Source organism: Butyrivibrio sp. ob235, assembly GCF_900109475.1.
Classification (GTDB): Bacteria; Bacillota; Clostridia; order Lachnospirales; family Lachnospiraceae; genus Butyrivibrio.
Genome location: NZ_FOBE01000003.1, coordinates 57,904 through 70,372, shown reverse-complemented (window position 1 = coordinate 70,372; position 12,469 = coordinate 57,904). Strand labels below are relative to the sequence as shown.

Sequence of the window (12,469 nt, the reverse complement as noted above, 5' to 3'; positions counted from 1 at the left end):
TATGAAGGTAGAGGAGTACACTTATCAGGAACTTAAGCACATGCTCGATTACATGAAGCGGATGTACGATACCGTCCGCCTCGTTGACCCTGTCGAATGCCGTGTGATCAGTGTGGACACCTCAGGAGAACTCCACTACGAAAAGGAGTGTTATTCCGCATGGAATGCCGCTTCCCGCTGTTCCAACTGCACCAGCTACAGAGCGGTTATGAGCAATCAGCGCCAGACCAAGGAAGAGGTGTATGACGGTCACAGGTTCTTAGTACAGTCTATTCCGATAAAACTGGTACTCCCGGACAGAAATAATTTTTCCTGCGTAATGGAACTGATCACTGTCGATGACAAGGAAGGTGAGACATTACCGCCTACTCATCAGATATTAACCGGTGAGGATGAAAAACAGGTCTCCCAGGGCATGACTGAGACCGATTATCTCGTTACTCACGACCTTCTCACAAGACTCAATAACCTTGACGGAATCTGCCGCGAGGTCAGAAGAATTCTTGTGGAGGATCCGGATACCAGAAGAGTTCTTATCACGGGAGATATCCGTCACTTCCGCACCCTCAATGAACGCTACGGTGTTCAGAGAGGCAATGAAGTCCTGATCGCCATCGCGGATATGCTACGAAGAAACTGCGGCGAGGATACTGTTTACGGCAGGACCCACGCAGATCACTTTGTTCTATGCATGCCCGAAGAGCGTTTCGATGAGGGCGTTTTTATGAACGCTGTGGAAGAAATAGGACAGATGATAGACACAGAGAATTATCACCTGTTTTTCCATCTCGGAGTTTTCAGGATTGATGATCCCGACATCCCGGTAACCGTTATGATAGAGCGTGCAGACCTTGCTCTTAAGTCTCTTCACGGCCGAAGAGAAAACGTTCTGACCTTCTATACCAATAAGCTCCTTAAACAGGCTGAAAATGAAATAGAATTCCTGAACGCCTTTCCCAAAAATCTTGAGGACGGTCAGTTCCATATTTTCCTTCAGCCGATTTTCGATCAGCAGCAGCGTGTGACAGGAGCCGAGGCTCTGACCAGATGGATAAAGCCCGATGGCTCAATTACTCCTTCGGATAAATATATTCATATTCTTGAGAAGAATGATAATATAGCAAAACTCGACTGCGAGAACTGGGAGCGCGTTATGAAGCAGCTTCGCTCCTGGCAGGCCACGGTGAGAGACCACCTTGTTATCTCGGTGAATGTATCTCCGAAAGATCTCTTCTACATGGATGCGCTCAAAAAGGTCAAGGAACTGGTACATGCTTACAGCGTTGATCCTAACAAGCTTATCCTTGAGTTTTCAGAGAGAGATCTTATGAATGACACAGAGCTTCGACTTGAGATTCTGGACAAGTTCAGGGCAGAAGGCTTTAAGGTAGCGATAGACAATTTCGGCGCAGGTGATTTCTCCATAAATATGTTAAAAGAGCTCCAAGCCGACTATGTAAAACTGGACAAGTCCTTCATCGACGATGCCTTAGCGGATCCCCGGAGCAAGATCGTACTTGAAGCCTGTGTAAAGCTTATCCATCAGCTTGGCATGAAAGTTGTGGCAGAGGGTGTTGAAACCCAGATGCAGTTCGATTACCTGAAATCCATCGACTGCGATCGCTTCCAGGGTTACTACTTTACGCCCGCCATTCCAATCCAGGAATTCGAAGAAAAATATTGATGAAAAAATACGCCTCGTGCACTGCACGGGGCGTTAGTTTTATCTCAAAGAAATACGCGCTACATCATAAATGATCAGGGGTAGGTGCTGGTACATCATGAAGAGGATGTGCACCGTAATGGGTACGTATATGTTTCTGGTCCAGAAGAATGCTACTGCGTAGGGAAGGGCAAGCACCATGGCTTCCACAACACCAAGGGGCAGATAAGCATAACTGAAACCGCAAAGTATAAGTCCCAGTGAAAAGCTCACAAGAGCTGATGTACAGGAATCAAAATTCATTATTGCTTTTCTGAAGAACAGTTCCTCTGAAATAGGACAGAGAAAAAGAATTGTTATGGCATACAGGAATTCTCCGATATAGCTGTTTTCCCAGGTAATATCATAGGTTCCGTCCAGCGCTCCGATGAAACTGGGCTGGATGAGACGGAACTTTATCATGTAGCAAGCCTGCGCTGCTAAGACAGTAAGTGCAACGGGTATCCAGAATTTCTTGATACTCTTAAAATTTTGCGTATACTCTCTGATCGAAAAATCTCTGGCGAAATAAACAGCCAGTACCAGATAGAACACAAAAAATATGTAAAGCGTCTTAAACGGCTTTATTATACAAAATATGATAAAAAGCACTTCCCATATAATCGGAAAGGCCAGATTCTTAATCTGAGATTTCACAACCCACCTCTAAGTGTATAATATCTGATTGATTATACCACATTACTCCGAAGTCTGCTCAAATACGGTAAAAAAAATCCTCAGAGGAACTCTCTGAGGAAAAACTGGGCTAGTAGGATTCGAACCTACGAAATGACGGAGTCAGAGTCCGTTGCCTTACCGCTTGGCGATAGCCCACCGACAAGATTGTATTATACGTATGTTTATCCATTAATGCAAGCACTTTTTTTAAATTTTTATAATTTTATTTTCCGGTTTCCTAAAACACTATTCTATAAGCCAATTTCCGCATTATTTTCAAAAAAGGTGTTTGAAATTTAATTATACATGTATTATTATAATCCAGACGAGGACGTCAATTTTGACGCCCTCGTTTTTTGTTTTTTCAGGAAAGGGTGATTCTTATGTTACGCGAAGCAAAATATGTAAATGCAATTTATAAAAGCGGAAGCTTTTCAAAGGCTGCTGCGGCTCTGTTTATTTCCCAACCCTCTCTCAGCGCCACTATAAGGAGGCTGGAAAATGAACTTGGGACCACATTGTTTAACAGGTCCACAAATCCTATCTCTCTAACCGATGCGGGAAGGCAGTATCTTTTATATGCCGAGAAATTCATGGCTCTGGAAAATGAGGCGCAGAATTATTTTGAAAGCCTGAAAAATTCCGACCAGGGACATCTCAATTTCGGAGCCACCAGCTTTTATTGCTGCTATTCACTTCCGATACATCTCAATCCATTCCGCAGCAAGTATCCCAACATAAGTATCAACCTGAATGAAAATACCAGCAGTGAAGAGATGATCAAAACACTCCGCCTGGGCCAGATTGATTTTGCTTTGAGCAGTAATCCTGTAGGCTTTGAAGAATTCAAAAAACTCTTCTTTCTTAAGGAACAGCTTATTCTCGCTGTACCGGGTGCCTGGGAGGTAAATGACAGCCTTATAGACTATCAGCTTTCCTTCAAGGATGTCCTTAACGGAAGACAGCGAAGCCAGACCTGTCCCAAGGTATCTCTTGAGCGCTTTAAGAATCTTCCCTTTTTATCACTAAGGGAGGGCAACGATCTTTACACAAGAAGTAAAGAACTCTTCGACCATGTAGGCAGCGTTCCCACAGTATATATGTATCTGGATCAGATTCCCACCACCTATCACCTTGTCACCTATGGTTACGGCTTTACAATTATCCGCGACACCACACTGCACATAGTTCCGTCTCCTCCAAAGCAAAATAAAAACCAGGTCGTCTTCTATAAAATCGATGATGATCTGGCACTCAGAAATATATATTTTTATTATCAGAATTCCTTAACCATAACACCTGCACAGGATGCTTTCATTCGATACACAAGATATAACTGCGGAACCGAAGAGGCATTTTCATAGAGGAGCAGCGCCCACCGAAGTGAGCGCTGCTATATTTTTTATTCTGCCTTTTTTCTTGTATATCTCGGAATGATATATCCGCTTGTGCTATAGGTATACTCATACTCTGTATTTACAAGTGTTACCGATGAGGGCTGATAGAGTGGACATATGATAGCCTGCTCTTCCATAATCTCTTCCATTCTCATCTGAGCTGCAAGTCTCTCTGCTTCCTTATCACTTGTTGCAAGTTCGCCGATTACCTTGTTATACAGCTCCATGTACTCATCATCATGGAATCTCTCATAGTTAAGTCCCGAACCATCGATCCACATATCAAGGAAGGTTGCCGCATCCTGATAGTCACCGTACCATCTTGTGATACCAAAGTCGTAATCACCGTTGCCCATATCCTGGAGTCTCTGGTTATAAGAAGTACTTCTCAAAGTGATAACCAATCCGGGAAGCTTCTCCTGAAGTTCAGCCTGGATATCGGCTGCAATAGCTGCAAGGTTACTGTCATCGTTATATAGGAATTCAAGTTCAATGGTATCCGTTCCAAGTTCACTCTTTGCTGCTTCAAAGTACTCAGTTGCCTTATCCGGATCGTATTCGTTAAAAGTAGGATTACCTGCATAATCACGGTAATAGGTTCCGTCAGAGGTAGCTGCAAAGCTTGCGGGAATAATGTAATCTGCTGCAACAGACTGATCACAGAGGATGTTATTTACAATGGGCTCCTTGTTGATCGCAGTACTGATTGCAAGTCTGAGATTCTGATTTGAAAGGTACTCATTTTCTGTGTTAAATGCTATGAAGAACAGTCCTCCGAGGAGCTGTACCTGCATTGACTCATCGCCTTCATACTTTGCAATGTAGTCGCCGGTAAGGGTTACGCTGTCAAGTTCTCCGCTCTCCCATGCCAGTACTTTCTGCTGTGCATCAGTTAAAAGTGAATAATGAATTGTTGATACTTCAATTTCATCTGCTGCGTAATAATCAGGGTTTCTTGAAAGTGTATAGGTTGTTCCGCCAACTTCCCACTCACTCATTACGAATGGTCCGCAGTATATGGAATGCTCTTTATCAAGCATGAACTGGTCTCCGGCTTCTTCAGCAAACTTCTGATCTATCGGCATGAAATATGAGCCTGCTGCCAAAATGGAATCGAAGTAAGATTTAGCTGCTGTAAGCTTAACCACAAAGGTGCTGTCATCAGGAGCACTGATACCGAGATCTTCGGGAGTATATCCATCTGCCCCGCTTATTACTTCCTGGGCATTCTCAATACCTGCGGTAACAAGCATATATGAATAAACACAGCCCATATCAGGATCTGCAAGACGTCTCCAGCTGTAAAGGAAGTCATTTGCCGTTACCTTATCTCCGTTTGACCAATATGCGTCGTCGCGGATATGGAAGGTATAGATCAGACCATCTTCGCTTATGTCCACCTTATCAGCAAGTCCGTAAGAAATCTTGCCGTCCTTATCATATTTGTAAAGACCCTCATTTGTGTTGGTTATCATTCCCATCGATGTTGCCGAATAGTTCAGATTGGGGTCCAGTGAATTCAATTCTTCTGTAAGTGCATACTTAAGGTTAATTCCCTCTGCTGCAGATGCGGTTGTTCCGCCGACACCGCTTGCGGATTTTGCACCCGAGCCTCCGCAGCCGGTAACACTGATTGCCAGTGACATTGTCATCGTAACTGCCGTAGTCAAACCAATTACTCTCTTCAATAGATCTTTTTTCATAAGCCTCTCCTCTCTCCGCTGTTAAACTGCCATCCAGCGGGCAACCTCCTCGTCAGTTCCAAGAACCATGTGATTTTCAGATAGATAATATGCTGTCCCTTTGCTGTAATCCACCTTCTCCTTAGCTTTGTCGTAGGTGACAAGCTTCTTGGTGGGCTCTGTCAGCGGATTTGGTTCCGGAATCGCCGACAACAGGGATTTTGTATATGGATGTACAGGATGCTCAAATATCTCCTCCTTTGTACCCATTTCAACGAAGTGTCCCAGATGGATAACCCCGATGTAATCCGAAATATATTTCACCATCGCAAGATCGTGTGCTATGAAAAGATAGGTAAGTCCCCTCTCTTTCTGGAGATCCTTCATGATATTTACAACCTGCGCCTGAATAGATACATCCAGAGCACTTATGCACTCATCCGCGATAATAAGTTCCGGCTCCATGATCATCGCTCTTGCAATGCCGATTCTCTGTCTCTGACCACCTGAGAACATGTGGGGATATCTTCCTGCCTGCTCGTGGTTTAGTCCTACTCTCTCGAGCATTGCGTATACCTTTTCTTCTCTCTCCTTCTTTGACTTGCAAAGATGATTGGAATCAAGTCCCTCGGCAACGATATCAATTACCTTCTTCCTGGGATTAAGACTTGCCATGGGATCCTGAAAAATCATCTGCATCTTGCTTGTGAGATACTTTTTCTTTTCGGCTGTCATCTTTCCGGACACTTCCTTGCCGCCCAGAATGACCTTTCCTTCCGTGGGATCATAGAGCCTTATAATGGCACGTCCTATAGTTGATTTTCCGCTTCCGGATTCTCCCACCAGCCCGAAGGTCGAGCCCTTCTTAATCTTAAAAGAGACATCATCCACGGCCTTGACTGTAGTCTTACCGCTTTTAAAATATTGCTTTAGATTTTTAACTTCCAAAAGAGTAGTATTTTCCATGATGTTCTCCTTTCTCAGCTGGCTGCATAGGTTTCTTCCGGTGCTTCCACAGCTGCCTTATCAATCATCACTTCTATTCGTTCCTGAAGTTCTGCCGGAATCTCAACAACCGGTGCCTGAGGATTTTCGAGCCAGGATCTTACCACATGGGTCTCGGAAATCTGGTATTCCGGCGGCTCCTCCTCGTAGTCAATATTCAGAGCGTATCTGTTTCTCGGAGCAAATGCATCGCCCACGATTTTCTTAAGAAGGTTAGGCGGTGTTCCCGGAATCGCATACAGCCTGTCCGATGTTGTCTCCAATGTCGGAAGTGCCAGAAGAAGCCCCCAGGTATACGGGTGTCTCGGCTTTAGATAAATCTCCTCCGCCGTACCTCTTTCCACGATTTTTCCTGCATACATTACACAGACATAATCTGCAACCTTAGCAACAACTCCAAGATCATGCGTGATGAAGATTACGGAAATTCCTCTCTTTTCCTGCATCGTCTTGATAAGATCAAGGATTCTGGCCTGAATTGTCACATCCAGCGCCGTTGTAGGCTCGTCGCAAATGAGAATGTCCGGATTACAGGAAAGAGCAATTGCTATAACAACTCTCTGTCTCATACCGCCTGACAGCTGGTGCGGATAATTCTCCATACAAAGCTTAGGATTCGGTATACCGACCTCATCAAGCAACTCTACTCCTCTCTCCCATGCATCCTTTTTACTCATCTTCAGATGCCTGATCATGCCCTCTGTAAGCTGATCACCTATTGAAAGAAGCGGATTCAGCGCAGTCATGGGATCCTGGAAGATCATCGCTATTTTTTGTCCGTTGAACTTTGCAATCTTTTCTCTTCTTGAAAACTTCAGAAGATCCACTGTTTTCTTCATTCCGTTTTCAATAAATGTATAAAGAATCTCTCCGTCGTTAATCTTCTGATTGGAACTTTCTATTCCCACAACAGACTTTACTGTTATGGATTTACCGCTTCCGGACTCCCCGACGATCGCCACCGTCTCTCCCTTATGAAGTGTGAAGCTCACGCCTCTAATAGCGTTGAGATTACCTGAAGATGTCCGAAACGAAATAGACAGATTTTTCACTTCGAGAATAGGTTCTCTGTAATTGATTTCTTTCATAACAGTCTCCTCTCCGGTTTAACCCATAATCCGTTAAACCCTTTTCTGCTTCGGATCAAGTGCATCTCGAAGTCCGTCTCCGATGAGATTAAGTGACAACATGAGCACTGCGAAGAACACTGCAGGTATTGCCAACTGATACGGATAGGTGAGCATATGATTGTATCCGTCATTTATGAGACTTCCAAGGGATGCCTGCGGTGCAGGAATTCCAAGACCAATAAAGGAAAGGAAGGATTCCATGAAAATCGCATTCGGAACCGACATCATAGCCATTACGATTACCGAGCTTAGAAGGTTCGGGAATATTTCTCTGAAAAGAATTGTTAAGGTTCCGGTTCCCAGTGTTCTGGATGCCATGATATGTTCACTCTGCTTAAGTCTTAATGTGTTTGCTCGAACCAGTCGGCTCATTCCGGTCCAGCCTGAAATTGTCATGGATACGATGATGGATGTAAGTCCGGGCTTTAAAACAACTACCAGGAGTGAAACGACAACCAGTGAAGGTATACCGTTAATTATCTCTATCACTCTCATCATTCCCGTATCCACTTTTCCTCCGTAATATCCGGCTATAAGTCCGTAGCCGACACCGATAAGGATATCAAGAACAGCGCTTATGGCTGCGATTATCAGTGAAATTCTTGTGCCCTGACAGAATCTTGTAAAAAGATCTCTTCCCAGGGTATCTGTACCAAACCAGTGATATACTCCGTCATTTCCTGTGAACTCGTACATATCCACGCCCTTGACGGTGCCGTTAAAGATTCCGAAATTTTCAAAAGCTGCTATTCTCGGCGGAAGATTCTGTGCATCCACATTTACCTCATCATAGGTGTAGGCTGTCATCATCGGTCCGAACACCGCCAGAAGAATCATGAATACAAGAAATACTGTTCCGAAGACGGCGCCTTTATTCTGTGCAAAAATGTGCAGTGATTCTTTCCAGGATGCCTGTACTGCATAGGCATCATCTCTGTAAATCCCATCCCTGTTTGCAAATGCATACCTTTGTACATCAGCGTGTGCTACCATATCAATCACCTCCTGCCAGGCGAATTCTGGGATCGATCAGACCATACAGAATATCTATTACCAAAAGTGTAACTATGTACATTGCACTGAAGATAAATGCCAGTGTAATAACAACGTTGTAATCATTTGTTTCTATTGCCGTGATGAATAGTGATCCGATACCAGGTATTGAAAAAATCTGCTCAGCTACCGTGGAGCCTGTCATCATTCCCATCAGCATGGGTCCCATTACCGTTACCAGCGGAACCATCGCATTTTTAAGTCCGTGTACACCCACTACTCTCCATCTCGGCATGCCCTTTGTTTCAGCAAGCTGTATGTAATCCGAATCCATAACCTCTATCATCTCGTTTCTCGTAAATCTCGCCGTCATCGCCATGGGTGCGATTGAAAGAGCAAGTGTCGGAAGAATCGATGATAAAAACGGATGCTCCGACGAATAGGTAAGAGGGAAAAGCCCTGCTTTATATGCCAGGAAGTATACCAGCCCGAGTGCTACAACGTAGGATGGAATACTTGAACCGAGCATCGAAAATACCGTTGTTCCCGTATCCAGTGCTCCGTTGTGGTGAAGTGCTGCAATGATTCCGAGAATCAGTCCGAATATCACTCCTACCACGAAGGCCTGAACTCCGATTCGTATCGTTATGGGGAATCTGGTGGATAAAAGACTTGCCACCGGATAATTTTGCTGAATGTTATAAGATACACCGAAGTTTCCTGTCAGCATGTTTTTCACATATAGCACTATCTGTACCGGTACCGGCTTATCCAGTCCGTACTTTTCATACAGAACCTGAAGCTGAGTTTCTGTAAGTCTCTCATTATTAAATGGAGATCCCGGCATCAGCTGAAGCAGGAAGAAAAGTATGATGATGATGACCAGTGTTGTGCCGACTGCCATCAATGCTCTTTTTAAAATATACTTAGCCATATAGCTCCTCCTTCCCCGTTATGCATTCTTTGAAAATGTAAAGAGATTGCTCTCTGATGCCTTGGCCGGATAAACAACATCCTCACCGAACTTAAGAACCAGGTAATCCTTTATTGTTTCAACACATTTATCCTCGCCAACCCTCGCCATGTTGAAGGTCATATCGTAGTTGACGGGATTGGTCCAGTAATTTCCGTCAGTGTAATACTCGTAATACTTAGCTCTGTATTTATCAGTCTTTTCTATGAGCTTTGCTGCTTCTTCCTCATCAACATGCATCCTCTTTGTTATGCGCTCCAGACAATAAGCTCTGGGAGCTTCCACATAGAAGGAAGCAACATTGTCATAATTCTTTAATACAAAATCCGCACATTTTCCTATGATGATGCAGGATTCCGTATCAGCCAGATTCCTGATGATATCGCACTGGGCTCTGAAAATCTCTTCATCCGATTCAAATTTCTTCTGAACCGCTTTGGGTTCTGTGGTTCTCGGAAGCTTTCGAAGAAGAGCATTTATGGATCCTTTTCTAAGCTTTTCATCTATCTCTATGAGCTCTGCCGTTTCCTTTCCTGTCATCTTGGATGCAAGTGCCAGAATTGTATTTTCATAGCAGCTGATCCCCAGCTCATCCGCCAGCCTCATCCCCAGCGCTTTTCCTCCGGATCCAAAGCCTCTTGCTATGGTAACCACGAAGTTCTTTTTCATATTCCTCACCTCTCCTTCAGGAGTGTTTCTTATGCCGTTGCCTTTAGTGCATGCATTATCTCCGCAAGATACATAATGAATCTCTCACAGTCCTCCATATATGAGACGGAGACTCTGTTCATGCCTGCCTGAGCAGATATGAAGATTCCTTTCTCCATCATCCTGTACTGGACTTCAACCGGATCCACATGAGCATTGAAGAAAATGAAATTCGTCTGGGAATCATATACATCACATCCAAGAGCCTTCATTTCTTTTGCGAGATAATCGCGCCCCCTTACTACCTGCTCATGTACATAAGCTCCATGCTCCTTATCCTTGATTGCTGCAGCAGCTGCTGCCTGTGAGGTCTTTGATACGCCAAACTGTGTTCCGCACTTTGCAAGCCATGTACTGATCTCAGGCTGAGCCAGTGCATATCCTACTCTCACACCTGCCATACCATAGAACTTTGAAAAAGTCTTAAGTGCGATAATCGGTTTCTCCGGCAATTCCTTCATACACTCCACTATGCTCTGGCAATCCGGAGCATCCGAAAATTCGATGTAGGCTTCGTCGTATACCTGGATCACATCATCGGGGCAGCTTTCCGCAAATTTTCTTAGTTCATCTATTCCGATGTATGTTCCGGTGGGGTTATTCGGGTTGCAGATGTAAACCATCTTGGTCTTTTCGGTTATTTCAAGGAGCATCTTTGCAAGATCAAACTTGAGATCATCCTTCATCTGAATTATCTTCACTGTTGCCCCATGCATCTGTGCGGTATCAATGATTGCAGGGAAAGTAGGCATGCACAGCATAAGTTCATCCCCGGGATCAAGAAAGGCTGTTCCCATAGCATCTATCATTGCGCTTGATCCGCATCCTGTTGTGACATATTCAGTTGTAAGTCCGAAGTTTTCGGCGATTGCTTCCTTAAGATCCTTCTGAGTCCAGTCTGCATAAAGATTGGAAACCGGACTCGCCTCGCTGATTGCTTCCAGCGCCTTGGGCGACATGCCGAATACATTTTCATTGAGTCCCATGTGTCTTAACTTGGCAAAATCGATATTTCCCATCTTTCTGCTGGCACGCAGTGTCTCGGGCTTCTCCCTGAGGGCCTTACATAATAAACTCTTAACTTCTGTAGTATTCATAATTGTCTCCTCCTTGTGATTGTTTTCCTCTCATCCGGTCCTTCGGACCACCTTCCCCCCCAAGGGGAAGGCTTGTATATTCAGGCCACTACGCTTGTGGGGTGACCTTCCTTCCAGTTGAGGAAGTTTTCGCCGGCAATTTTTATGCTTCTGATCTTGGCTTCGATTGGCATCCAGGCGATATGCTCCGTAATTCTAGTGTTCTGACATTTCATCAGTTCACAGGGTTCTGAGAGGGGTTCGCCTGCTACGACGTCAAGTCCTGCTGCGTAGATCTTTCCGCTGTCGAGTGCTTCCTTTAATGCAGCCTCATCGATGATTGCACCTCTTGCTGTATTTATAAGAATTACTCCGTCCTTCATCTTTGCTATCGCTGCTGCATCGATGAGACCCTTTGTCTCAGGTGTAAGCGGACAGTGAATTGAAATCACATCACTCCGTTCAAGGACTTCCTCCAGACTCACCTGCTCTATTCCTTCGTATTCGGGGCCGGTCTTTACATGTCTGCTGTTGGCTACAACCTTCATTCCAAAGCCTTTTGCCATCTTCGCTGCGCAAAGTCCGATATTACCAAGTCCAACTATTCCGAAGGTCTTATTGTAGAGCTCAATCTGTCTTGTGAACTGTCTCTTTCCTTCATTTCCGGGTTCCCACTGGGTTACCCTGTAGAAATAATCGTTTTTACTTATGTTGTGGCAGATATCCATCAGAAGTGCCCAGGCATATTCTGCAATTGTGGTATCTCCGTACACTGTATTGGTAACCGTGCAGTGATGCTTATGACAGGCATCCTCATCGATTTCTCCAAAGCCGTGTGCCAGTGTGGATACATATTTAAGTCTGGGGTGCTCCGTAAGAAGCTTTTCGGATATCATTCCATCCTGGATCCAGGCTCCTATTACCGCGTCGTAATCGGAAACAGTCTCGTCAAAATTTCTAAGCTTCATGAAATCTATCCATTCAACTTCATCCGAGGGCTCCAGCTTTTCGATAAGCGACTTTTCCCAAAGCCTCTCAAAAAATGCTTCGTCATATCCCGGACCGTAAGTCGATTCCATTGATCTTTGTTTTACAATTGCTATTTTCATAATGCTCCTCCTTCTG

At 44.5% G+C, this 12,469-nt stretch carries 11 protein-coding genes and 1 tRNA gene; 2 read left to right on the top strand and 10 right to left on the bottom strand.

The genetic code is table 11. From position 1 onward, the window contains the following. The first annotated feature begins 1 nt into the window (after nt 1). A complete protein-coding gene (locus tag BMW61_RS04485; protein WP_091820035.1) occupies nt 2-1,684 on the top strand; it encodes an EAL domain-containing protein in 1,683 nt (560 codons plus the stop codon). 39 nt (nt 1,685-1,723) lie between these two features. Here BMW61_RS04485 and BMW61_RS04480 read toward each other — a convergent pair whose 3' ends face one another. Both BMW61_RS04480 and BMW61_RS04475 read right to left on the bottom strand, forming a co-directional pair. Then, nucleotides 1,724-2,359, bottom strand: coding sequence for a CPBP family intramembrane glutamic endopeptidase (locus tag BMW61_RS04480; RefSeq protein ID WP_091820034.1), 636 nt, complete (start codon nt 2,357-2,359; stop codon nt 1,724-1,726). A gap of 104 nt (nt 2,360-2,463) precedes the next feature. Next, a tRNA-Gln gene (locus BMW61_RS04475) sits at nt 2,464-2,536 on the bottom strand. Nucleotides 2,537-2,763: 227 nt separating this feature from the next. On the opposite strand from BMW61_RS04475, the gene BMW61_RS04470 reads away from it, so the two are divergent. Beyond that, nucleotides 2,764-3,744, top strand: coding sequence for a LysR family transcriptional regulator (locus BMW61_RS04470; protein WP_091820033.1), 981 nt, complete (start codon nt 2,764-2,766; stop codon nt 3,742-3,744). 38 nt (nt 3,745-3,782) lie between these two features. Here the strand turns inward: BMW61_RS04470 and BMW61_RS04465 are convergent, their stop codons facing one another. The 8 genes from BMW61_RS04465 to BMW61_RS04430 form a co-directional block, all read right to left on the bottom strand. Further along, nucleotides 3,783-5,480 (bottom strand): peptide ABC transporter substrate-binding protein, encoded by a 1,698-nt coding sequence (locus BMW61_RS04465; protein WP_091820032.1) that lies wholly within the window; start codon nt 5,478-5,480, stop codon nt 3,783-3,785. A gap of 21 nt (nt 5,481-5,501) precedes the next feature. Next, nucleotides 5,502-6,425: an ABC transporter ATP-binding protein gene (locus BMW61_RS04460; RefSeq protein ID WP_091820030.1), complete on the bottom strand. Its 924-nt coding sequence runs from the start codon at nt 6,423-6,425 to the stop codon at nt 5,502-5,504. A gap of 14 nt (nt 6,426-6,439) precedes the next feature. Next, nucleotides 6,440-7,552 carry an ABC transporter ATP-binding protein gene (locus BMW61_RS04455; RefSeq protein WP_175475099.1) on the bottom strand — a complete coding sequence of 371 codons (1,113 nt, stop codon included), beginning with the start codon at nt 7,550-7,552 and terminating at the stop codon, nt 6,440-6,442. Nucleotides 7,553-7,585: 33 nt separating this feature from the next. After that, nucleotides 7,586-8,587 carry an ABC transporter permease gene (locus BMW61_RS04450; RefSeq protein WP_091820028.1) on the bottom strand — a complete coding sequence of 334 codons (1,002 nt, stop codon included), beginning with the start codon at nt 8,585-8,587 and terminating at the stop codon, nt 7,586-7,588. 1 nt (nt 8,588) lies between these two features. After that, on the bottom strand, nt 8,589-9,521 hold the full coding sequence (locus tag BMW61_RS04445) for an ABC transporter permease (RefSeq protein ID WP_091820026.1): 933 nt from the start codon (nt 9,519-9,521) through the stop codon (nt 8,589-8,591). Between the two features lie 18 nt (nt 9,522-9,539). Beyond that, nucleotides 9,540-10,229 carry a cytidylate kinase-like family protein gene (locus BMW61_RS04440; protein WP_091820024.1) on the bottom strand — a complete coding sequence of 230 codons (690 nt, stop codon included), beginning with the start codon at nt 10,227-10,229 and terminating at the stop codon, nt 9,540-9,542. 29 nt (nt 10,230-10,258) lie between these two features. Further along, nucleotides 10,259-11,365 (bottom strand): pyridoxal phosphate-dependent aminotransferase, encoded by a 1,107-nt coding sequence (locus BMW61_RS04435; RefSeq protein WP_091820021.1) that lies wholly within the window; start codon nt 11,363-11,365, stop codon nt 10,259-10,261. An 80-nt stretch (nt 11,366-11,445) separates the two neighbouring features. Then, nucleotides 11,446-12,453, bottom strand: coding sequence for a 2-hydroxyacid dehydrogenase (locus tag BMW61_RS04430; protein ID WP_091820019.1), 1,008 nt, complete (start codon nt 12,451-12,453; stop codon nt 11,446-11,448). Between the last annotated feature and the right edge of the window lie 16 nt (nt 12,454-12,469).

Coding starts and splice junctions, on each gene's coding strand:
- BMW61_RS04485 (WP_091820035.1), top strand. CDS start 2: ATGAAGGTAGAGGAGTACACTTATCAGGAACTTAAGCACATGCTCGAT.
- BMW61_RS04440 (WP_091820024.1), bottom strand. CDS start 10,229: ATGAAAAAGAACTTCGTGGTTACCATAGCAAGAGGCTTTGGATCCGGA.
- BMW61_RS04470 (WP_091820033.1), top strand. CDS start 2,764: ATGTTACGCGAAGCAAAATATGTAAATGCAATTTATAAAAGCGGAAGC.
- BMW61_RS04465 (WP_091820032.1), bottom strand. CDS start 5,480: ATGAAAAAAGATCTATTGAAGAGAGTAATTGGTTTGACTACGGCAGTT.
- BMW61_RS04435 (WP_091820021.1), bottom strand. CDS start 11,365: ATGAATACTACAGAAGTTAAGAGTTTATTATGTAAGGCCCTCAGGGAG.
- BMW61_RS04450 (WP_091820028.1), bottom strand. CDS start 8,587: ATGGTAGCACACGCTGATGTACAAAGGTATGCATTTGCAAACAGGGAT.
- BMW61_RS04430 (WP_091820019.1), bottom strand. CDS start 12,453: ATGAAAATAGCAATTGTAAAACAAAGATCAATGGAATCGACTTACGGT.
- BMW61_RS04455 (WP_175475099.1), bottom strand. CDS start 7,552: ATGAAAGAAATCAATTACAGAGAACCTATTCTCGAAGTGAAAAATCTG.
- BMW61_RS04445 (WP_091820026.1), bottom strand. CDS start 9,521: ATGGCTAAGTATATTTTAAAAAGAGCATTGATGGCAGTCGGCACAACA.
- BMW61_RS04460 (WP_091820030.1), bottom strand. CDS start 6,425: ATGGAAAATACTACTCTTTTGGAAGTTAAAAATCTAAAGCAATATTTT.